The sequence below is a fragment of the Aurantimonas aggregata genome (assembly GCF_010500835.1).
In the GTDB taxonomy this organism is placed as follows: Bacteria; Pseudomonadota; Alphaproteobacteria; order Rhizobiales; family Rhizobiaceae; genus Aurantimonas; species Aurantimonas aggregata.
The window spans coordinates 684369-703670 of record NZ_JAAAMJ010000001.1; the positions used below are offsets into that span (position 1 = coordinate 684369).

The 19302-nt window shown below is 65.0% G+C and carries 25 protein-coding genes; 13 read left to right on the top strand and 12 right to left on the bottom strand.

What is annotated here, in order from left to right; translation table 11 throughout:
- Positions 1-57 precede the first annotated feature (57 nt).
- The 6 genes from GTW51_RS03120 (at position 58) to GTW51_RS03145 (ending at position 4330) form a co-directional block, all read left to right on the top strand.
- Complete coding sequence (locus GTW51_RS03120; RefSeq protein WP_163042389.1) at positions 58-519, top strand: Lrp/AsnC ligand binding domain-containing protein; 462 nt, start codon at positions 58-60, stop codon at positions 517-519.
- Between the two features lie 134 nt (positions 520-653).
- Positions 654-1601: a choline ABC transporter substrate-binding protein gene (locus GTW51_RS03125; RefSeq protein WP_163042390.1), complete on the top strand. Its 948-nt coding sequence runs from the start codon at positions 654-656 to the stop codon at positions 1599-1601.
- A gap of 92 nt (positions 1602-1693) precedes the next feature.
- Positions 1694-2533, top strand: coding sequence for a choline ABC transporter permease subunit (gene choW / locus GTW51_RS03130; RefSeq protein ID WP_163042391.1), 840 nt, complete (start codon positions 1694-1696; stop codon positions 2531-2533).
- Positions 2530-3585: a choline ABC transporter ATP-binding protein gene (gene choV / locus GTW51_RS03135; RefSeq protein WP_163042392.1), complete on the top strand. Its 1056-nt coding sequence runs from the start codon at positions 2530-2532 to the stop codon at positions 3583-3585. The genes choW and choV overlap by 4 nt, the downstream gene beginning before the upstream one ends.
- Positions 3586-3647: 62 nt before the next feature.
- The gene (locus GTW51_RS03140; RefSeq protein ID WP_163042393.1) at positions 3648-3806 is read left to right on the top strand and encodes a small membrane protein YohP; all 159 of its coding nucleotides are present in this window, start codon (positions 3648-3650) and stop codon (positions 3804-3806) included.
- 5 nt (positions 3807-3811) lie between these two features.
- Positions 3812-4330, top strand: coding sequence for a phosphatidylglycerophosphatase A family protein (locus GTW51_RS03145; protein WP_163042394.1), 519 nt, complete (start codon positions 3812-3814; stop codon positions 4328-4330).
- Positions 4331-4357: 27 nt separating this feature from the next.
- Here GTW51_RS03145 and GTW51_RS03150 read toward each other — a convergent pair whose 3' ends face one another.
- The 6 genes from GTW51_RS03150 to GTW51_RS03175 all read right to left on the bottom strand — a co-directional run bounded on the left by GTW51_RS03150 (position 4358) and on the right by GTW51_RS03175 (position 11325).
- Positions 4358-5362: a dipeptide ABC transporter ATP-binding protein gene (locus GTW51_RS03150; RefSeq protein ID WP_163042395.1), complete on the bottom strand. Its 1005-nt coding sequence runs from the start codon at positions 5360-5362 to the stop codon at positions 4358-4360.
- Positions 5359-6354 carry an ABC transporter ATP-binding protein gene (locus tag GTW51_RS03155; protein WP_163042396.1) on the bottom strand — a complete coding sequence of 332 codons (996 nt, stop codon included), beginning with the start codon at positions 6352-6354 and terminating at the stop codon, positions 5359-5361. The genes GTW51_RS03150 and GTW51_RS03155 overlap by 4 nt, the downstream gene beginning before the upstream one ends.
- 2 nt (positions 6355-6356) lie before the next feature.
- A complete protein-coding gene (locus GTW51_RS03160) occupies positions 6357-7211 on the bottom strand; it encodes an ABC transporter permease subunit (protein ID WP_425483225.1) in 855 nt (284 codons plus the stop codon).
- Between the two features lie 96 nt (positions 7212-7307).
- Positions 7308-8315 (bottom strand): ABC transporter permease subunit, encoded by a 1008-nt coding sequence (locus GTW51_RS03165; protein ID WP_163042398.1) that lies wholly within the window; start codon positions 8313-8315, stop codon positions 7308-7310.
- Between the two features lie 130 nt (positions 8316-8445).
- Positions 8446-10041: an ABC transporter substrate-binding protein gene (locus tag GTW51_RS03170; RefSeq protein ID WP_163042399.1), complete on the bottom strand. Its 1596-nt coding sequence runs from the start codon at positions 10039-10041 to the stop codon at positions 8446-8448.
- A 99-nt stretch (positions 10042-10140) separates the two neighbouring features.
- On the bottom strand, positions 10141-11325 hold the full coding sequence (locus GTW51_RS03175; RefSeq protein ID WP_163042400.1) for an Mrp/NBP35 family ATP-binding protein: 1185 nt from the start codon (positions 11323-11325) through the stop codon (positions 10141-10143).
- A 193-nt stretch (positions 11326-11518) separates the two neighbouring features.
- On the opposite strand from GTW51_RS03175, the gene GTW51_RS03180 reads away from it, so the two are divergent.
- Positions 11519-12259, top strand: a complete 741-nt coding sequence (locus GTW51_RS03180) for a HugZ family pyridoxamine 5'-phosphate oxidase (RefSeq protein WP_343033883.1) — start codon at positions 11519-11521, stop codon at positions 12257-12259.
- On the opposite strand, the gene GTW51_RS03185 is transcribed toward GTW51_RS03180, so the two are convergent.
- The 5 genes from GTW51_RS03185 to GTW51_RS03205 form a co-directional block, all read right to left on the bottom strand.
- Positions 12256-12618, bottom strand: a complete 363-nt coding sequence (locus tag GTW51_RS03185) for a hypothetical protein (RefSeq protein WP_203565847.1) — start codon at positions 12616-12618, stop codon at positions 12256-12258. The genes GTW51_RS03180 and GTW51_RS03185 overlap by 4 nt on opposite strands.
- A gap of 88 nt (positions 12619-12706) precedes the next feature.
- Positions 12707-12991: a hypothetical protein gene (locus GTW51_RS03190; protein ID WP_163042403.1), complete on the bottom strand. Its 285-nt coding sequence runs from the start codon at positions 12989-12991 to the stop codon at positions 12707-12709.
- 79 nt (positions 12992-13070) lie between these two features.
- On the bottom strand, positions 13071-13361 hold the full coding sequence (locus tag GTW51_RS03195) for a hypothetical protein (protein WP_163042404.1): 291 nt from the start codon (positions 13359-13361) through the stop codon (positions 13071-13073).
- Positions 13362-13481: 120 nt separating this feature from the next.
- Positions 13482-14423: a sensor histidine kinase gene (locus GTW51_RS03200; protein ID WP_246232522.1), complete on the bottom strand. Its 942-nt coding sequence runs from the start codon at positions 14421-14423 to the stop codon at positions 13482-13484.
- A gap of 302 nt (positions 14424-14725) precedes the next feature.
- The gene (locus tag GTW51_RS03205; protein WP_163042406.1) at positions 14726-15520 is read right to left on the bottom strand and encodes a response regulator; all 795 of its coding nucleotides are present in this window, start codon (positions 15518-15520) and stop codon (positions 14726-14728) included.
- 273 nt (positions 15521-15793) lie between these two features.
- Here GTW51_RS03205 and GTW51_RS03210 point away from each other — a divergent pair, with 273 nt between their 5' ends.
- The 6 genes from GTW51_RS03210 to GTW51_RS03235 all read left to right on the top strand — a co-directional run bounded on the left by GTW51_RS03210 (position 15794) and on the right by GTW51_RS03235 (position 18278).
- On the top strand, positions 15794-16012 hold the full coding sequence (locus GTW51_RS03210; protein WP_246232525.1) for a NepR family anti-sigma factor: 219 nt from the start codon (positions 15794-15796) through the stop codon (positions 16010-16012).
- Between the two features lie 8 nt (positions 16013-16020).
- Positions 16021-16569, top strand: coding sequence for a sigma-70 family RNA polymerase sigma factor (locus tag GTW51_RS03215; protein WP_163042407.1), 549 nt, complete (start codon positions 16021-16023; stop codon positions 16567-16569).
- A gap of 123 nt (positions 16570-16692) precedes the next feature.
- Positions 16693-17049, top strand: coding sequence for an ElaB/YgaM/YqjD family protein (locus GTW51_RS03220; RefSeq protein WP_246232528.1), 357 nt, complete (start codon positions 16693-16695; stop codon positions 17047-17049).
- A gap of 2 nt (positions 17050-17051) precedes the next feature.
- On the top strand, positions 17052-17495 hold the full coding sequence (locus tag GTW51_RS03225; protein ID WP_163042408.1) for a hypothetical protein: 444 nt from the start codon (positions 17052-17054) through the stop codon (positions 17493-17495).
- Positions 17496-17570: 75 nt separating this feature from the next.
- Positions 17571-17819, top strand: coding sequence for a hypothetical protein (locus GTW51_RS03230; protein ID WP_163041842.1), 249 nt, complete (start codon positions 17571-17573; stop codon positions 17817-17819).
- Positions 17820-17924: 105 nt separating this feature from the next.
- Complete coding sequence (locus tag GTW51_RS03235; RefSeq protein WP_343033884.1) at positions 17925-18278, top strand: hypothetical protein; 354 nt, start codon at positions 17925-17927, stop codon at positions 18276-18278.
- A gap of 39 nt (positions 18279-18317) precedes the next feature.
- Here the strand turns inward: GTW51_RS03235 and GTW51_RS03240 are convergent, their stop codons facing one another.
- Positions 18318-19265, bottom strand: coding sequence for a diacylglycerol/lipid kinase family protein (locus GTW51_RS03240; RefSeq protein WP_163042410.1), 948 nt, complete (start codon positions 19263-19265; stop codon positions 18318-18320).
- Between the last annotated feature and the right edge of the window lie 37 nt (positions 19266-19302).

Here is a 19302-nt window from a genome sequence, read left to right on the forward strand (position 1 = left end):
TAAAAAATGCCATTCAGGTGGTGACAAGCGCAGCCGGAGTCGATCTAAAGCGACGAAATGACGGAACTCGACCAAAAAGACCGTAGTATTCTCCGCGAGCTTCAGCGCGAGGGCCGGCTGACCAATCTGGAACTCGCCGAACGCGTGCATCTGTCGCCGACGGCGACGACCGAGCGGGTCAAGCGGCTGACCCGCGAGGGCTTCATCCTCGGCTATGCGGCGCGGCTCGCGCCGGAGAAGCTCGGACGCGGCATGATCGTCTTCGTCGAGGTGAAGATGGATCGCACCAGCGACGCGGTGTTCTCCGAGTTCAAGCGCGTCGCAGAGGCGACGCCGGCGATCATGGAATGCCACATGGTGGCAGGCGGCTTCGACTACCTGATCAAGGCCCGGGTCGAGGACATGGCGGCCTACCGCGCCTTCCTCTCGGAGACCTTGCTGGCGCTGCCAGGTGTCCGCGAAACGCACACCTACGCCGTGATGGAGGAGGTGAAGAATACCGCCGCCATCGCCTTCTGACGGTTGACGTCACCGCCACAGATGCAATGTTGCGCAAGCCTGGAACATGGCGCAATACTCAGCACCAATGGACCCGATCCGGCGCCGACGGGGGCTCGACGCGGCGAACTGGTGCCTCAGATAAGGAGACAATCATGATTTCTCGCCACGTTGTTGCGGGGCTTTCGCTCTGTGCTCTGATCGCTGCCTCCCCGGCAGTTGCGCAGGAGGCCGACAGCTGCTCGACCGTCCGTCTCTCCGACGTGGGATGGACCGACATCACCGCGACGACAGCCGTGACCGGCCAGATCCTCGACGGGCTCGGCTACGAGGCGGACGTCAAGATTCTCTCCGTGCCGGTGACCTTCGCTTCGCTGGCGAACAACGACCTCGACGTGTTTCTCGGCAACTGGATGCCGGCACAGTCCAACGACCTGAAGAAATATCTCGACGACGGGTCGATCGTGCAGGTGCACACCAATCTCGAAGGCGCCAAGTACACGCTGGCGGTGCCGAAATATCTCTTCGACGCCGGCCTCAAGGACTTCGCCGACATCAGCAAGTTCCGGGACGAGCTGGACGGCAAGATCTACGGCATCGAGCCCGGCAATGACGGCAACAGCCTCGTCATCGGACTGATCGAGAAGGACGAGTTTGACCTCGGCGACTTCGAGCTGGTCGCCTCGTCCGAGCAGGGCATGCTCAGCCAGGTCGCCCGCGCGACGCGCTCCGACGAGCCGATCGTCTTCCTCGGCTGGGCACCGCATCCGATGAATTCCTCCTACGAGATCGAGTACCTGTCCGGCGGCGACGACACGTTCGGGCCGAACTACGGCGGCGCGACGGTCTACACGGTGACCCGCAGGGGTTATTCCGAGGAGTGCCCGAATGTCGGCAAGCTGCTGACCAACCTGACCTTCGACCTCGAGATGGAAAACCAGATCATGGGTGCCATCCTCGACGACGGCGAGGATCCGGACGACGCGGCCGAGGCATGGCTGAAGGCCAATCCGGGCCGCCTCGACGCCTGGCTCGAGGGCGTCACCACGACGGACGGCGAGGAAGGCCTTCCCGCCGTCAAAGAATCGCTCGGTCTTTCCTGACCATCCCCGACTGACCGACGACTGCAGGGCCGGATGAACCGGCCCTGCCTGCATGAACGGGCCCGGACCCCGCAAGAAGGAAGACATCCCAAGTGGAATGGCTGGAAGATAACCCGCTGCCGATCGGCGACTACGCCGAAGCCTTCGTCGACTGGCTGACGGACAACTTCACCTTCGTCTTCGACGGGCTGACGACGGGATTGGGCGGTTTCATCGACGGCATCCTGTTCCTGCTGGAATGGCCCCATCCCTTCGTGATCGTAGCGGTCTTCTGCGCCATCGCCTGGTTCGCCCGCCGCTCCATTCCGGTGGTGCTGTTCACCCTCTTCGGGCTGCTGCTGATCATCAATCTCGGCTTCTGGGAAGCCACCGTCCAGACGCTGGCGCTGGTGCTGGCGGCGACCACGGCGTCGATGATCATCGGCGTCCCGCTCGGCATCGCCGCGGCGCGCCGCGAATGGATCTACGTGATCCTGCGGCCGATCCTCGACCTGATGCAAACCATCCCGACCTTCGTCTACCTGATCCCGGCGCTGATCCTGTTCGGCCTCGGCATGGTCCCCGGCCTCGTCGCGACGGTGATCTTCTCCCTGCCCGCCTCGATCCGCCTGACCCGCCTCGGCGTCGCCTCGACGCCGCAGCAGCTCATCGAGGCGGCCGACGCCTTCGGCGCGACGCCGATGCAGCGGCTGTTCAAGGTCGAGATCCCCTACGCCCTGCCGCAGATCATGGCCGGCCTGACGCAGACGATCATGCTGTCGCTGTCGATGGTGGTGATTGCCGCCCTCGTCGGCGCACCGGGCCTCGGCGTGCCGGTGCTGCGGGCGCTGAACTCGATCAATGTCGGCAACGGCTTCGAAGCGGGCCTTGCCATCGTGCTCCTGGCGATCATTCTCGACCGCTTCTTCCGGGTCGAGGAGTCGCCGCGATGACCAAACCCATCGTCTCCTTCCAGAACGTCTCGATCGTCTTCGGCAAGAACCCGGAATTGGCGTTGCCGCTGGCGGATGCCGGTCAGTCCCGCGCCGAGATCCGCGAGGCGACCAACACGACGCTTGGCGTGGCCGACGCCTCGATGGACGTCTTCGAAGGCGAGATCGCCGTCCTGATGGGCCTCTCCGGCTCCGGCAAGTCGACGCTGCTGCGCGCCGTCAACGGGCTTGCGCCCGTGACCCGCGGCCGGGTCCTCGTCGATACCGGCAAGGGGCAGGTCGACCCGCGCGACTGCGGCACGAAGCGACTGCGCGAGCTGCGCCGGCGCGAAGTCGCGATGGTGTTCCAGCAATTCGCGCTGCTGCCCTGGCGCACCGTCGCGGACAATGTCGGGCTGGGACTGGAACTCTCCGGCGAGCCGAAGGCGGAGCGCCGCGAACGGGTGATGAACCAGCTGCAACTGGTCGGTCTCGGTGACTGGGCGGACAGCCGCGTCGGCGAACTCTCCGGCGGCATGCAACAGCGCGTCGGCCTCGCTCGCGCCTTCGCCACCGACGCGCCGATCCTGCTGATGGACGAGCCGTTCTCGGCCCTCGACCCGCTAATCCGCGCCCGGCTGCAGGACGAGCTCCTGGAGATCCAGCAGCGGCTGAAGAAGACCATCATCTTCGTCAGCCACGATCTCGACGAGGCCTTCAAGCTCGGCAACCGCATCGCCATCATGGAGGGCGGGCGGATCATCCAGATCGGCACCGCGCAGGACATCGTGCTGCGTCCCGCCAACGATTACGTCGCCGACTTCGTGATGCACATGAACCCGCTGAACGTCCTGACCGCCGAAAACGTCATGCGGCCGATCGATCGCGAATCCGGCGACGCGCCGGCCCGTGTCGCTGGCATGGCCGAACCGGACACCCCGCTGCGCCGGGTGATGGAGTCGGTCTGCAAGGGCCGCGGCTCCGTCGTCGTCTCGCGCAACGGCCAGATCCTCGGCCAGATCGGCGCCCAGGAAATCGTCGACGCGCTGGAGCGCCATCAGGTCGACCAATAACGCTTTCCATCTGGCACCCCTTCGGCCCGTGCCCGGCTGCTTCGCCGGAACGGCTGGCGGGGTTGGGCGTTGGTTCCCCAGCACCATCGCGCGCCGATTTCCGGCCGCAAATCCCCTACCTGCAAGGATCAGTCATGCTCAAGTTCTTCGCCAGCGCCGTCGGCATCGTCTTTCTCATCGGGCTTCTCGTGGTCGTCGGACTGCTGATGCTGATCTTCTAACCGCGTTGGACACGACGCTCGGGCTGCTGGACGTTCCAGACGGCCTCCCATGGTCCAGTCCTGCGCTCTGGCTGTCGACATGGTTCGGCGCCGGACTGATCAACCCGCTCCGGGCGGGGCTGGCCGTCGCAACGGCCCTCGCCCTAGTCCTGCTGCTGCGACGCCGCGAATGGCCTGTCGCGCTTCTGGTAGTGGCCACGGGGTTGGGGACGACAGGCGTCGTCTTCTGGGAAGACGCCACCGGCACCGGCGACGACAGACGCATCGTCGTCGACGAGGTCGCAGGATTCCTTCTGATCGCCTCGATCCTCGGCGCTGCCCGATGGCAGCGCCTTCTGCTCGCCGCACCGATTTATCTAGTGATCGACCGATCGAAGATCTGGCCGCTGGACTGGCTGGAGACGCTCCCCGGGGCGATCGGAGTCATGGGCGACGATATGGGCGCCGCCGGACTCACGATCCTGCTCTTTCTCGCTGCCGAAAAGTTCGTGCCATCCAACGCTGGTCGCCGCGCCCGGTCGTGATGCCAAGATCCAGCCGAGCCAGACGGCTCAGGCCTGGATCAGTGTCTCGGCCCGTGCCGGCGGCAGCCGACCTTCATCCACCGCGAAACAGGCGACTTCAGTCGCACCATGCCGCTTCAGCACCGGCAATTCGGTCCGGCAGCGCTCGTTGGCATAGGGACAGCGCGGATTGAATGAGCAACCCGGCGGCGGGTTGAATGGCGACGGCAATTCGCCGGTGAGGCGGATGCGTTCGACCTTCTTTGTCGGATCGGTCGCCGGCGTCGCGGACAACAGCGCCCGCGTGTAGGGATGCAGCGGGTCGGCGTAGAGCGCGTCGACCGGGGCGATTTCCACTGGCCGACCGAGATACATCACCATCACCCGGTCAGCGACATGCCGAACCACCGAGAGGTCGTGGCTGATGAAGACGTAGGTCAGGCCGAGCCGATCCTGCAGATCGGCCAGGAGGTTGAGGATCTGCGCCTGGATCGACACGTCCAGCGCCGAGACCGGCTCGTCGAGGACGAGGATCTTCGGCTCGAGGATGATCGCGCGGGCGATGGCGATGCGCTGGCGCTGGCCGCCGGAGAACATGTGCGGGTAGCGGCCGTAATGCTCGGGCCGCAGCCCGACCTCGGCCAGGGCCGCCTCGGCCTTCGCCCGGCGCTCGGCGCGCGACAGGCTGGTGTTGATCTTCAACGGCTCCTCGATGATCGTCCCGACCTTCTGGCGCGGGTTCAGCGCGCCATAGGGGTTCTGGAAGACGATCTGCACGGTCGAGCGCAGACGCTTGGCGTCGCCCTTGTCCTTGCCGGTGATCCGGACGCCGTCGATGTCGAGTTCGCCCGCCGACGGCGTCTCGATCATCGTCAGCATACGGGCGAGGGTCGACTTGCCGCAGCCGGATTCGCCGACGATCGCCAGCGTCTCGCCTTCCTCGACCGAAAAGCTCGCCTCCTTGACGGCCTTCAGCTCGAGCTGCTTGGCGAACATGCCGCGCCGGACCTCATAGACCTGGCTGACGTCCTTGGCCGTGACGATGGCGTTCATCGGGCAGCTCCCTGCGCATAGGACGCTTCGGCCGGCGCGTTCATCGGGTAGTGGCACAGGGCTTCGCCGAGCGACGGCGGCTGGTGCGGCGGCACGATGGTGCGGCAGCGATCGTCGGCCTTCGGGCAGCGCGGGTTGAACAGGCAGCCATTCGGCCGGTCGCCCTGCCCCGGCACGACGCCCGGAATGGTCGGCAGCCGGTCGCCGGTCGAGCGCTCGGGAATCGCGGCGAGCAGCGCCGCCGTGTAGGGATGATGCGGTGCATCGAACAGGCTCGCGACCTTCTGGCGCTCGACCTGCTGCCCGGCATATTGCACCACGACGCGCTCGGCCGTCTCGGCGATTACGCCCATGTCGTGGGTGATCAGGATCATCGCCATCCCGTGCGACTTCTGCAGGTCGAGCAGGAGATCGAGGATCTGCGCCTGGATGGTGACGTCGAGCGCCGTCGTCGGCTCGTCGGCGATCAGGAGCTTCGGGTTGCAGGCGGTCGCCATGGCGATCATCACGCGCTGGCTCATGCCGCCGGAGAGCTGGTGCGGGAAGGCGGAGAGACGGCGCTCCGGCTCCGGCATGCCGACCTGCTGCAGCAGCTCGATGGCCCGGTGCTGGCGCGCCTTGCGATCGAGATCGGTATGCGCCTTCAGCGCTTCCTTGATCTGGAAGCCGACATTGAAACACGGGTTGAGGCTCGCCATCGGCTCCTGGAAGATCATCGCGATGTCGCGGCCGATGATCTTGCGTCGCTCGCGGCCGGCCATGAGCTGCATGTCATGGCCTTCGAAGGTCATCTCGTCGGCGGTGACGGTGGCGCTCGGCGGCAGGAGCCCCATCAGGCCGAGCATCGCGACCGACTTGCCCGAGCCGGACTCGCCAACGATTCCGACGACTTCGCCGGGCTCGATGGTGAGATCGACTCCGTCGACCGCCTTGAACGGGCCGGACGCCGTGGCGAAGGTCACGGAGAGATTGCGGATCGAGAGAAGTGGCATAATCAGCTTCGTTTCATCTTCGGGTCGAGCGCGTCGCGCAGCCCGTCGCCGACGAGGTTGATCGCGAGCACCGTGATGAGGATGGCCAGGCCCGGGAAGGTCACGACCCACCATGCTCGCAGGATGAACTCGCGCGCCTCGGCGAGCATTGTGCCCCATTCCGGCGTCGGCGGCTGGGCGCCCATGCCGAGGAAGCCGAGCGCCGCGGCATCGAGGATCGCATTCGAGAAGGACAGGGTGGCCTGGACGATCAGCGGCCCGAGACAGTTCGGCAGGATCGTCACGATCATCAGGCGCAGCGGCCCGGCGCCGACGACGCGCGCCGCGGTGACGTATTCGCGCTGCTTCTCGGCCATCACCGAGGCTCGGGTGAGCCGGACGAAATGCGGTTGCAGCACCAGAGCAATGGCGATCATCGCGTTGAACAGGCCGGGTCCGAGCACCGCCACGAGCACCAGCGCGAGCAGCAGCGACGGAAAGGCGAGGATGATGTCCATCACCCGCATGATCACCGTATCGACCCATCCGCCGACATAGCCGGCGATCAGGCCGAGCGAAATGCCTGTCGACACGGCGATGACCACGACCACGACGCCGATGAACAGCGAATAGCGCGCCCCGTAGATCAGGCGCGAGAGGATGTCGCGCCCGACCGGGTCGGTGCCGAGCAGATAGGTCATCTGCCCCCCGTCCTGGAAGGCCGGCGGTACCAGCAGGGCGTTGGTGTTGGTCAGCGTCGGCGAATGCGGCGCGATCAGCGGCGCGAACAGCGCCGCGAGGACGACCAGCGTGAACACCACGAGGCCGCCGACGGCGCCCTTGTTCTCCGAAAAGTAGAACCAGAATTCCGCCAGCATGACGCGGCGCGCGCTCTTCGTCGGCTCGCGATCGGGGATCTCGGAGCCGACGCCTTCGGCGGCTTCCTGTGCTTCGATATGGCTCATCAAGGCCTCCTATTGCGCCCTGACGCGGGGATTGATCACGCCGTAGAGGAGATCCACGACGAGATTGACGAACATGATGATCATGGCGATCAGCAGCAGCCCGCCCTGCACGACCGGGTAGTCGCGGCGGAACACGCTGTCGACCATCCACTTGCCGATGCCGGGCCAGGAGAAGATCGTCTCGGTCAGGATCGCGCCGGCAAGCAGCACGCCGACCTGCAGGCCGATCGTCGTCACCACCGGGATCAGCGCATTGCGCAGCGCATGGACGCCGACGACACGGCACTGCCCGAGGCCCTTGGCCCGCGCCGTCCGCACGTAATCCTCGCCGAGGACTTCCAGCATGGCCGAGCGGGTCTGCCGGGCAATGACGGCCAGCGGGATGGTCGCCAGTACCACCGAGGGCAGGATCAGATGCGACAGCGCCGAGGTGAAGGCGCCGGCCTGGCCGGAGCGCAGCGAGTCGATCAGCATGAAGCCGGTGGTGGACGGGAAATAATAGAGCAGCGAGATGCGACCGGAGACCGGGGTCCATTGCAGAACGCCGGAGAAGAAGATGATCAGCAGGAGACCCCACCAGAAGATCGGCATCGAATAGCCGACGAGGGCGGCGCCCATGATCGACTGGTCGAACCACGAGCCGCGCTTGACCGCCGCGAACACGCCAGCCGGAATGCCGAACACGATGGCCAGCACGATGGCGCAGAAGGCCAGTTCGAGCGTTGCCGGGAACAGCGTCAGGAATTCGTCCAGCACCGGCCGCCGCGTCGTGATCGACTGGCCGAAATCGCCCTGGAACAGCCCGGTGAGGAAATTCCAGAACTGCAGGTAGATCGGCTGATCATAGCCGAGCAGCGCCGAGAGTTCGGCATGGCGTTCGGGCGTCAGACCCCGCTCTCCGGCCATGATCAGCACCGGATCGCCGGGCAGCAGGCGGATGAAGAAGAAGGCCACCAGTGCGACACCAATGAAGGTAGGCACCAGAACGGCGAGACGACCGACGAGAAAACGTAACATGGAACCGTTCTACACGTTTTTGCGGGCGACGAAATGCGCCCAAGCGCCGGGGAGCGCGCGGAGCAAGCCCCCTAAACGAAGGAGGGGCGGCTGTCGCCACCCCTCCTCCTTTTCCACAGATAGCCGCGCTTTACTCGGTGATGTCGACGCCGTCAAAGGTCATGTCGCCGAGCGGGCTCTGGACGAAGCCCGTGACGTTCGAGCGCATCGGCACGTAGACCACCGAATGGGCGATGGTCGCCCAGGGCGCTTCGCGCTTGAAGACGACCTGCGCCTGCTCGTAGAGCTCGGCGCGCTCTTCCTGCGTCGGCTTGGACTTGGCTTCCTGCACGAGGGCGTTGAATTCCTCGTTGCACCACTGCGCGCGGTTGGCGCCGCCGACGGCGTCGCAGCCGAGCAGCACAGCCAGGAAGTTGTCCGGATCGCCATTGTCGCCGGTCCAGCCGAGCAGCACGGCGCCATCGCGATCAACCTGCGACGAGCGCTCGAGATACTCGCCCCACTCATAGGTGACGATCTCGACATCGACGCCGATCGCGCCGAAATCCGACTGCAGCAGCTCGGCCATGCGGCGGGCATTCGGGTTGTACGGCCGCGACACGGGCATGGCCCAGATGTTCATCGACAGGTCGGTCACGCCGGCTTCCTCGAGCGCCGCCTTGGCCGCCTCGGGGTCGTAGTTGTCGTCTTCCAGCGTGTCGTTGTAGGACCACATCGTCGGCGGGATCGGCGCCTTGGCGACTTCGCCGGCACCCTGGTAGACGGCGTCGATAATCGCCTGCTTGTTGATCGCCATGTTGAGCGCGCGTCGCACTTCCGGCTGGTCGAACGGTGCCTGCTGCGTGTTGTAGGCGAGGAAGCCGATGTTCAGGCCTTCCTGCTCCATCACCGTGAGGTCCGCATTGTTCTGCAGGCTCTCGAGATCGGCCGGATTCGGATAGGACATGATGTGGCACTCGCCGGCGAGCAGGCGCTGCTGGCGCACCGACGCGTCGGTGGTGATGGCGAAGACGAGGTCGTCGATCGGCTGCACGCCGCCCCAGTAGTCGTCGAAGGACTGGTAGCGGATCACGGCATCGCTCTGATAGGCGACGAACTCGAACGGTCCGGTGCCGATCGGAGCCTGGTTCAGCTGCGCCTGCTGATTGGTCTCGGCGAGCTGGTCGGCATATTCCTTGGAGAGGATCGAGGCGAACGGCATCGCCAGGTTGGCGATGAACGGCGCTTCAGGACGGGCGAGCGTGAAGCGGACCGTCATGTCGTCGACCTTCTCGACCGACGTCACGAGCTCGGGCATCGACATGGAGTTGTAATACTCCCACGACGCCCCGGCCACGTACTGGTGATACGGATTGTCGGTCTTGCCCTGGCGCTCGAAGGAGAAGATCACGTCGTCGGCATTCATGTCGCGCGACGGGGTGAATGTCTCGTTGGAATGCCACTTCACGCCCGGTCGCAGCTTGAACGTGTACTGCAGGCCGTCGTCCGAGATTTCCCAGCTTTCCGCAAGGCCCGGCTCGGCCTCGGTGGTGCCCTTCTTGAACTCGGTCAGGCGGTTGTAGATCGGGTGGCCGGACGCATCGAAGGTGGTTCCGGCGGTGTACAGCGCGGGGTCGAAGCCCTCGGGCGAGCCTTCCGAACAATAGACCAGCGTCTTGGCCGACGCGGCGGATCCGAGCGCCAGCGTCAGAGCGGTGGCGGCGAGGAGCCGGGTTAACAATTTCATGGGTGAACTCCCGAAAAAGACAAGGCGGGCAACAGCGCCCGCCGGGAGCGCGCATCCGACAATCTTTGTGTTTTCCTTGCAAGCTTAATTTTTGAACACCTACTCAAAAACGATCATCGGCGCTTTTGCGCCGCCCGCTGCGTCGCGATCCATTTCGGCAAGCGTCCGCGCGGCGATGTCGCGATAGACCGCAGCGTGCCGGCTGTCGGGCTCGGCGACGACGATCGGCCGTCCTGCATCCGAGGTCTCGCGAATCACCATCTCCAGTGGCACCTCGCCGAGGAACGGGACTTCCAGACGTTGCGCCTCGGCCTTTGCGCCGCCATGGCCGAAGATGTCATAGCGGGCGCCGGTGTCCGGCGCGATGAAGTAGCTCATGTTCTCGACGATGCCGAGCACCGGCACGTCGACCTTCCGGAACATCGCGAGACCCTTGCGCGCATCGATCAGCGCCAGGTCCTGCGGTGTCGAGACGATGACGGCACCGGCCAACGGCACCTGCTGGGCCATGGTCAGCTGGGCGTCGCCGGTGCCGGGCGGCATGTCGACGACGAGCAGGTCCAGCGTGCCCCACTCGACCTCGCGCAGCATCTGCGTCAGCGCCGACATGACCATCGGACCACGCCAGATCATCGGCGTTTCCTCGTCGACGAGGAACCCCATCGACATCGCCTTCAGCCCGTAGGCCTCGAGCGGGATCAGGGTCCGGCCGCCGCCCGAGCGGGGCTTTTCCTTCAGATTGAGCAGGCGCGGGATCGAAGGGCCATAAATGTCGGCGTCGAGAATGCCGACCTTCAGGCCGAGCGCGGCGAAGCTGAGCGCCAGGTTGACGGCGGTGGTGGACTTGCCGACGCCACCCTTGCCGGAGGCGACCGCGATGATCCGGTCGATGCCGGGAACGCCCGGCTTCGAACCCGCAGGGCGCGGGGCGCCAGGACCGCCCGCGGGCGCTGCACCGGCGCGGATCGCCTGGCCAGGCCTGCCCGGTTGCTGCGGGGGAACCGGCTGCGGCGAGCGCGATGGCGCGCCTGCCGCCTTCTCGGCGGTCAGCGCCACGAGGGCGCTGGCGATTCCGTCAATCGACACGACCCGCCGCTCGATTTCCCGGCAGAACGGCTCGAACCGCTCGGCCTCCGCTGCCGGTACGGACAACGAGAAGAAGGCCTTGCCGTCGGCGATGAAGATGTCCGACACCATGCCGCGGGAGACGACGTCGCCCTGTCCGTCGGGTGCATCGAGCCCCCGCAGCAGCGCCTGGATCGCGGATTTCTGTGCGTCGCTCAATTCGTGTCTCCTACTGTGGCTATTGCCCTTGCCGCCGCAGATAACCCGCCTGATGGGCAGTTCCAACGCCTGCCACCCCGTATTGTCGTAAAGAACCCCGATCCGGGTGCCGTCCCGTCGGCATCTGGCCTATCATCGGCGTATGGACGATGGACCCGACGAAGCTCCCGGAAATGCCGGATCATCCCGGCCGGTGTCGCTGCTCCAGCCGGTGGCCGACACAGTCCGTGCGCTGGGGCGGCGCCTGCTGCGCGAGGCTCGCCATGGCGCGCTGGCGGTCATCGGCCCGACGGGGCATCCCGCGGCAAGCAGGGTCCTCGTCGCGACGGATGCGTGCGGCAACCCGATGATCCTGATCTCAGACCTGTCGGCGCACGCGGCCGCCCTCGCCGCAGACCTGCGCTGCTCGCTGCTCGTCGGCGACGTCGGCAAGGGCGATCCGCTGGCGCATCCCCGGCTGTCGCTCAGCGCGACGGCCACGCCCATCAACGCCGCTGCTCCCGAGCGACCGGCAATGCGGGAGCGCTTTCTGTCGCGCCATCCCAAGGCGGCGCTCTACGCCGATTTCGCCGATTTTCGCTTTGTCCGCCTTGAGCCGGTCGACGCGGCGCTCAATGGCGGCTTCGGCCGCGCCTATGCGCTGGAGCCGACGGACCTGATCGACGAGCCCGTCGCGGGTCTCGAAGAAGCGGGCATCCGCGCGCGTGACCACATGAACGCCGATCACGGGGATGCCGTCGACCAGATCGCGCGTCGCCACGGCGAGCCCCACGACGGATGGCGGATCGTCACGGTCGACCGGTCGGGATTCGAGATCGGGCGCGGGGATCGGCTACGGCATGTCGCCTTCGCGCTCGACCCGGCCGGCCCGGGCGGCTTCCGCCGGGCTTTCGTCGCGCTGCTGGCCGAGGCGTCGGAAGCGAAAGGCGCCTAAAGCTTGTAGCCGTCCGGGCAAGCCGCGCGGAAGCGGCGGTTGTCGGCCCGCCGATAGATGCACTGCCCGGGAAAGTTAGCCGCAAGACCAAGAATATTGTCACCGGGAGACGGCGACGGATCCGGCACGGTCCCGACGGTGAACGGCGCGACATCCGCTCCCTCAAGACCGAACACGGCACCGAAGACAGGCGGCAAACCGGCGCCGGAGCAGCCCGAGAGGACCGTGAAACAGAACAGCAGCACACAGGCCGGCACCGTACGGCTGTTCGGCTTCGGCGTCGTGATGCGCGAAAGGTGAGGTCGCGATTTCATGTGTCCCCGCTTTTGATGCCCGACATCCTTAGCCTCGACCGGCATGCGCAGCCAAGTTCGACACGAAAAAGGCCGCCGGGATCTCACCCCGACGGCCCTTCGAAACATTTCCTGCAGTGATCGGCTCAGCCGATCAGTAGCCTGCCGGGCAGCGGTAGATGTTGCCGTCGGAATAGCGGCAGTAACCCGGGCGCTCCTGCGAGCGGCCCACGACATTGCCGACGACCGCGCCCGTGCCGGCGCCGATAGCGCCGCCGATAAGTGCGCCGCGCGCATCACCGGTAATACCGGCACCGATCGCTGCACCGCCGAGACCACCAATACCGGCGCCCCCTGCCGTGTAGCGGTCTTCCGTCGTGCAGCCCGATGCCGCGAGCGTCAACGCCGCGACCGCTGCCAATGAAAGCTTTCTGATCATTCCCAACCTCTCACTAAAACTCGTCGTCCCAGCGTGAAACGATGAAGGATGACTTTCGTTCCGTCACGCGTGAAAGCGTTCAGCGTGCGGCGACGATCTGCGGCTCGGCGTCGAAGGTGATCAGAAGCTGGCCAGAACGGCTGACGGCCCAGTCGATCGAAGCGGACTGTTCGAAGACCTCTTCGTCGACCGCCTTGCAGGCACCCAGGACGCGACGGTCGGTCGACCCGCTCAGCCGGATCTGCAGCGGCAGATCGCTCTGGCACTCGGCCAGCGTCTCGTAGGCCGGGACGGGGACCGGAATTTCCTTGCAAAGCGTGGCGTCGCTCGAGCAGCCAACAAGCAACATGAAAGCAGCAACGTGTTCCATGAAAACCTCTCCTTTGGTCACTTAAATGACCGGTCAGGAGATTCGTTCCGCGACCGCCGGCATGCGCCGTCACGAATGTGTGAGGTTTACAAGACATTGGTTTGCAAGGGCCGTTGGGCCTCAGGCGGACTCGACGGTGGACCGCGAGATGATCTCGTACTGCGCGTCGGGAATGGTCAGCGTGTAGCGAATACCACCCGGCAGATACTCTAGTCCGGCTTCGCCGCCGACCGCGTTGGGCACGATCCGTTCCAGCGTGGATGTTCCGAAGCGTGCGTCCCGCTCCGCCCGGACGCGCGGCCCGTTGCGCTCCTGCCAGACCAGCAGCAGGCTTTCACCATCGTCTGTCGTCTGGAACCGTGCCGTGATCGAGACCTGGCCCCCGGGGACCGACAGCGCGCCATAGGATGCCGCATTGACCGCGAGTTCGTGAAGCGCGAGCCCGACATGCAACGAAGCCGTTGGTGACAGATAGACGTCGGGAGCCTCAACCTCGATCTGATCCATGCCGTCTGGCGCATAGCGCTCGACCTGCATGGTCACGAGGCTCAGCAGGTCGGCGCCACGCCAATCGGCGTCGGTGACAATGTCCTGCGAATACGACAGTGACTGGATCCGCCCCCGGAAGCGGACGAGGAATTCCGGAACGGTCACCGAATGGCGCGCCGTCTGGCTGGCGAGGCTCTGGATGATCGCCAAGAGGTTCTTCGACCGGTGCGAGAGCTCGCGAAGCAGCGTCTTGAGGGTCTCCTCCCGACGCTTCTGCTCGGTTATCTCGAAAGATGTCCCGATGATGCCGCATACTTCCCCCTGCCGATCGCGGTCGACATCGATGCGGACATCATACCAGCGCACCGCCGAGCCGGACGCTATCGACAGCTCGAACCGGGCAGGTCGAAGGCTGCGCAGCACTTCCCGTTTCATCGCGGTGGAACGTTCGCTCGCCGCGCCGGAGAGGATGTCGGCGTCGCCCATGCCTTCCCGCGCGTCGGCAAGCCACGAATCGCCGCCGTTCGACACCCAGCAGTAACGCAGCTCGCGATCTTGGGCGAACACGGACATCTCCGTGTTGCCTATCGCTCGCATGACCTTGTCTGCCAACATTAGCCGACGCTCGAAAAATGCGCTGTGCGATCAAGCGCCAAGCCGAGCCGACCGCGACGAATAGCGACGGCGGAATACGCCCTGCGCGATGTCAGCGGTTCCCGGCCTGGCGGCCTGGCGGATGGTGCGCCGCGAACACGTCGCACGCGATGACGATCTGCGCGGGCGCGTCGCGCCGCGACTGTGCGGGCCCGACCATGGCTTGCCTGCCAAATCCGATACTTGCCTGGGCTCGCCATGATCGGCTCGGTGACCGCGACCTAAGCCGCGGCCTTCCTGTCCGACTCGAAGAACAGTGCCTGGCTGATCAGCGCTTTCACCATGTCCGGGTTGAAGGGCTTCGTGACGAGGAAGGTCGGCTCCGGCCGTTCGCCCGTCAGCAGGCGCTCGGGGAAGGCGGTGATGAAGATCACCGGCACGGAAACCTTCGCAAGGATGTCGTTGACCGCATCAATGCCCGAGCTGCCGTCGGCAAGCTGGATGTCAGCAAGGACCATTCCCGGCTTCTGCTTGTCGAACAGGGCGAGAGCTTCCTTGTGAGTCCGCGCGACGCCGGTCACCGTGTGCCCGAGGCTCTCCACCATCTGCTCGATGTCCATCGCGATCAGCGGCTCGTCCTCGATGATCATGATGTCGGTGGAGACCTGACGGCCGATATCGGAGCTCGCCTGATCGATCAGGCGGGAGAACTCCGCGTCGCCGAGGCCGAGGATCAGGGCGGCTTCGTCGGTCGTGAAGCCCTCGACCGCGACCAGCAGGAAGGCCTGGCGTGGCAGCGGGGAAATGGCGCGCAGATTGCGCGAAGCCTTTTCCTCCCAAGCCGAGGTCGGGGCATCCTCGCGGATATTCACCTCGACCGACTGCCACAATGACGAGAACAGCTTGTAGAGCGAGATGCGTGGGGTCTGGTCGTCCGGAAAAAGGCTTGGATCAGCAATCAACGTCTCCAGGACCGCTGCGACATAGGCGTCGCCGCTCGCCTGCGAACCGCTGAGGGCCCGGGAATAGCGCCGGAGATAAGGAATGTGAGGCGCTATGCGGGATGACATCGACATGAAAACTCCCCTCGTGTCGACCTAAGGATAAGGCACGAATGGGTGCTGAATGCCCCGACGGCGAAAAAGTTCCTCACGTCGGTCGGAACTTTGGCTCGTGACGGATGTTCACGCCTTCGGATGCTCTTGCGACGACGCGTCAATGTCGGGAGCATTGTGGAGGGGCAGGCTTGCGAAGCGCAGCAATGAATTTATGTAACAGTCGTCGTACGGCGCTACTGCGCGGCATGTCACGAGCGAGTGACACACGACATACACATACCGAGACCGTTTATGGATGATCGCGACACGAAGGATCAGATGTTCCAGGATAAGCAGCAGCAGCGATCGCCGACGCCCGCTCCCCAGTACGGCGTGCAGACCGCAATCGGTAAGCGGTTGAGGGCGTACTACGACGACGTCGCCAGCGAACCCGTTCCGGACCGCTTCCTGTCGCTTCTGGACGCGCTGGACGCGGCGGAATCGGCGTCGAAGAATGCGGACCGTAAGTAGGTTCATTGATGAGCGAACAGCACGATTTCCGCCGGGAACTGATCGCGATCATTCCCAACCTTCGAGCTTTTGCCGCCTCGCTGTCGGGCTCGTTCGATCGAGCCGATGACCTGGTTCAGGAAACTCTCGTCAAGGCTTGGGACAAGCAGCATACCTTTCAGCCAGGCACCAACCTGAAGGCGTGGCTCTTCACCATCCTGCGCAACGAGTTCTACACCCAGATGCGCAAGAAGGGCCGCGAGGTCCAGGATGTCGACGGCATCCACGCGATGCAGCTGGCCGGCCATCCCGAACAGCAGGGGCATCTCGACCTGCAGGATTTCCGCAGGGCGCTCGACATGCTGCCGGACGACCAGCGCGAGGCGCTGATCCTCATCGGCGCGTCGGGCTTTTCCTACGAGGAAGCTGCCGAGATCTGCAAATGCGCGGTCGGCACGATCAAGAGCCGCGTGTCGCGGGCTCGAACCCGCATCGCCGAAATTCTCGGGATCGATGGCGATGGCGAATACGGCCCGGATTCGATTTCGTCGCAGATCATAGGCGTCTCGGCGGCCTGATCTCTTCACAAACCGCGCACCGGGCGGGAACCGTCCGGCTGCAAAGCAGTTTCATTCAACACCGGTAGCGGGCGGGTCCTCCCGCCCCACGCCTGTCCTTCAGTTTTCTCAATGGGGTGCTCCATGGCTTCCGATATCAGTTCGAACGACGTCAAGATGGCTGGCAAGCCGAGCGGTCCCGGGACGAACGAGGGCAAGCATGACATCGAGGCCGAGCTGGCTCGGCTCCGCGAGGATGTCAGCGGCCTTGCCGAAGCCCTGAAGGCCGAGGCTTCCAATCGTGCCGACGGCGCCCGCCAGCAGGCCTTTGCGCTGCGTGACGACGTACGCGAGCGCGGCGAGCGCTACATGCGCCAGGCACAGGACGCCGCTTCGGACCTGGAAGAGCAGTTGAGCGAGAGGGTCCGCGCCGAGCCGATCAAGGCTGTCCTGATTGCAGCCGCCGCGGGCTACATCTACGCGCGTCTGTTCCGCCGCTGAACATGGTCCTGCAGCTCATCACCAGGCTGATCACGGGCGAGGCCGGCACGTACTTCGTGCGAATGCGTCGACTGGCCGGACTTTACGCCGTCATGGCGTTGTTCGGCCTGCTCACCGCCATCTTCCTTATCCTCGCGCTGTTCATCTTCCTGGCAGAGACTTTCGGTGCTCTGCCGACGGCGCTCGGTTTCGCCGGCGTGTTCCTGCTCGTGTTCGTGGTATTCTGGATCATGACCATCATGGTCCAGCGCACCCCGAGCCGGCGGGCAGATGATCGCCTGCAACGCGACGTTGCTTCGATTGCCGGGGTCGCCGCCCTGACCAACGCGCCGCTGCTGTTCCGCTCCATTCGTCGCAACAAGACGCTCCTTCTGGTGCCGGTTGCCGGCGCAACGGGTTTCGCCCTCTGGCGGGCGATCTCCAATTATCGTGATCGCATCCGTTAGGCATCTCGCCCGTTATTCTCATGAGGTGCCTTACCGGGCCCGCCATGAACTTATCTCATTTGCAGGACCCAACTCATGCCAGAGCCCAAACTCAATCCCGAAGACGCCCGCCAGGGCGAAAAGGGAACGCCCGTTCTAAAAATTCTGATCATCGGCCTGGCGCTGTGTGCCGTCATCTTCATCGGGCTGGGCATCTACGGTTCGGTACTGCCCGACGCCGATATGGCGATCGAGGGTGAATCGACGACCACGGCACCAGCCGCCGACACGGCCGAGCCAACGGGTACGACCGTGACGCCGGCCGAGGACGCGCCAGCGCAGTAAACTGTCGCATCAGCCGATCTCGCCTCGGGCTCGGCTGCCTCATTCGATCATCCAGCCCAGACGGAGCGTTTCATGTCGAATTCAGGCAACGGCGGCAAGGATCGGGTGATCGCCGCCGATATGGATGTCGGTGGCGACGCCGATCAGCCCGGCATCAGCCAGCCGATCACACAGGCCGAAATCGAGGACATCCTCAACAACCCGGAGATGCTGGTCGAGGAAAAGCAGGCGCGGCTCGAGGAACTGTCCCAGCGCGTCGGCTACCGGGAAACGATCGACGCGGGTGACGAATTCAATCCGCTGGGCATGCAGATCAGCGAAGCGCTGAACCTCCTCGCAGACGGCGGCCACAACTATTCTGCCGTCGAAGAAACGGGTTTCGATCCCGAGGGGCGTTCCGACGCAAAATCGCCGGACGAGATCGACTGGTCCGAAGACGAAGATAAGCCGCCCCGCTGACCGGCGGGTGCCAACAGCTGGAGAGAGCGCGGTACTCGGCTAGTTCGCCGAGACCGCATGCGTTGCGTCCTCGGTAGCGTGATAGCTGGCTTCAGCTGGCACCAGTACATTCAGCGCCAGCGGCTTGATCTCCACGACCATGCTCGGCTCGAGCCGCGTGAGTTCTCCATCGCGGACCGCCCGCTTGTCGTGGTGGCGGCCGTTGTATTCAAAAGCCACCTTATGCGCCGTCAGCACTTCCAGATGTGGATTCTGGCGCCAGGACCCGCGCATGATGTCGAAGGTGAGCTTCATGACCGCCCGCGGCGCCTTGACCCGGCAGATATAGACGCCGAGCACGCCGCCGCGCGGATCGTCCGCATAGGGCACGTGCCCCTCCCCGTAGAGATTGTTGGAGATGGCGACGGCAGGGCTCGAGATGCGCTGCTGGGCGCCGTCGATCTCGATTAACAGTTCCACTGACGGCAATTGGCGCAAGGCCAGGAAGACGGCGCGACTGGTGGCGAACATCTTGCCGACCCGCGAGCGGTAAGTCAGGCCCTCGCGCATCCGGACCATCCGCGCGTGCAGGCCGACGGCGAACTGGTGGACGAAGGGCTCGCCGTTCACCGTCCCGACGTCCACGGCCAGCACCTGTCCCGACGACAGGGCCGCGATCGCATCGGTCAGATCCAGTGGAATCTGCAGCGTGCGGGCGAAGAGGTTCATCGTGCCGGCTGGCAGGATGGCGAGGGCGATCGGCTTGCCGGTCAGCGCCATGGCCGCTGCCGAAACCGTCCCGTCGCCGCCACCGACCATCAGCACGTCGATGTCGGTGCGCTCCGAGGCCTTCCGGATGGTATCGACGATGGCCTTTCCCGCGCAGTGCTCGACGATGATCTCGTGGCCATGAACCTGGAATTCGTCACGGATCAGCGCCGAGAGCTGATCGAGGTCCATCGTTTTCAACGTGCCGCCATCCTGGTTGAGCAGCGCGAGAATCTTCATCGATGTCCCCATTCGGAAAGGTGGTCAGTCGTCCGCA

Excerpts from the sequence above, each read along its gene's own strand:
- GTW51_RS03120 (WP_163042389.1), top strand. The coding sequence starts at position 58 with ATGACGGAACTCGACCAAAAAGACCGTAGTATTCTCCGCGAGCTTCAG.
- GTW51_RS03125 (WP_163042390.1), top strand. The coding sequence starts at position 654 with ATGATTTCTCGCCACGTTGTTGCGGGGCTTTCGCTCTGTGCTCTGATC.
- choV (WP_163042392.1), top strand. The coding sequence starts at position 2,530 with ATGACCAAACCCATCGTCTCCTTCCAGAACGTCTCGATCGTCTTCGGC.
- GTW51_RS03150 (WP_163042395.1), bottom strand. The coding sequence starts at position 5,362 with ATGAACGCCATCGTCACGGCCAAGGACGTCAGCCAGGTCTATGAGGTC.
- GTW51_RS03155 (WP_163042396.1), bottom strand. The coding sequence starts at position 6,354 with ATGCCACTTCTCTCGATCCGCAATCTCTCCGTGACCTTCGCCACGGCG.
- GTW51_RS03160 (WP_425483225.1), bottom strand. The coding sequence starts at position 7,211 with ATGCTGGCGGAATTCTGGTTCTACTTTTCGGAGAACAAGGGCGCCGTC.
- GTW51_RS03165 (WP_163042398.1), bottom strand. The coding sequence starts at position 8,315 with ATGTTACGTTTTCTCGTCGGTCGTCTCGCCGTTCTGGTGCCTACCTTC.
- GTW51_RS03170 (WP_163042399.1), bottom strand. The coding sequence starts at position 10,041 with ATGAAATTGTTAACCCGGCTCCTCGCCGCCACCGCTCTGACGCTGGCG.
- GTW51_RS03185 (WP_203565847.1), bottom strand. The coding sequence starts at position 12,618 with ATGCCGGTCGAGGCTAAGGATGTCGGGCATCAAAAGCGGGGACACATG.
- GTW51_RS03190 (WP_163042403.1), bottom strand. The coding sequence starts at position 12,991 with ATGATCAGAAAGCTTTCATTGGCAGCGGTCGCGGCGTTGACGCTCGCG.
- GTW51_RS03195 (WP_163042404.1), bottom strand. The coding sequence starts at position 13,361 with ATGGAACACGTTGCTGCTTTCATGTTGCTTGTTGGCTGCTCGAGCGAC.
- GTW51_RS03200 (WP_246232522.1), bottom strand. The coding sequence starts at position 14,423 with ATGTCCGTGTTCGCCCAAGATCGCGAGCTGCGTTACTGCTGGGTGTCG.
- GTW51_RS03205 (WP_163042406.1), bottom strand. The coding sequence starts at position 15,520 with ATGTCGATGTCATCCCGCATAGCGCCTCACATTCCTTATCTCCGGCGC.
- GTW51_RS03210 (WP_246232525.1), top strand. The coding sequence starts at position 15,794 with ATGGATGATCGCGACACGAAGGATCAGATGTTCCAGGATAAGCAGCAG.
- GTW51_RS03215 (WP_163042407.1), top strand. The coding sequence starts at position 16,021 with ATGAGCGAACAGCACGATTTCCGCCGGGAACTGATCGCGATCATTCCC.
- GTW51_RS03220 (WP_246232528.1), top strand. The coding sequence starts at position 16,693 with ATGGCTTCCGATATCAGTTCGAACGACGTCAAGATGGCTGGCAAGCCG.
- GTW51_RS03225 (WP_163042408.1), top strand. The coding sequence starts at position 17,052 with ATGGTCCTGCAGCTCATCACCAGGCTGATCACGGGCGAGGCCGGCACG.
- GTW51_RS03230 (WP_163041842.1), top strand. The coding sequence starts at position 17,571 with ATGCCAGAGCCCAAACTCAATCCCGAAGACGCCCGCCAGGGCGAAAAG.
- GTW51_RS03240 (WP_163042410.1), bottom strand. The coding sequence starts at position 19,265 with ATGAAGATTCTCGCGCTGCTCAACCAGGATGGCGGCACGTTGAAAACG.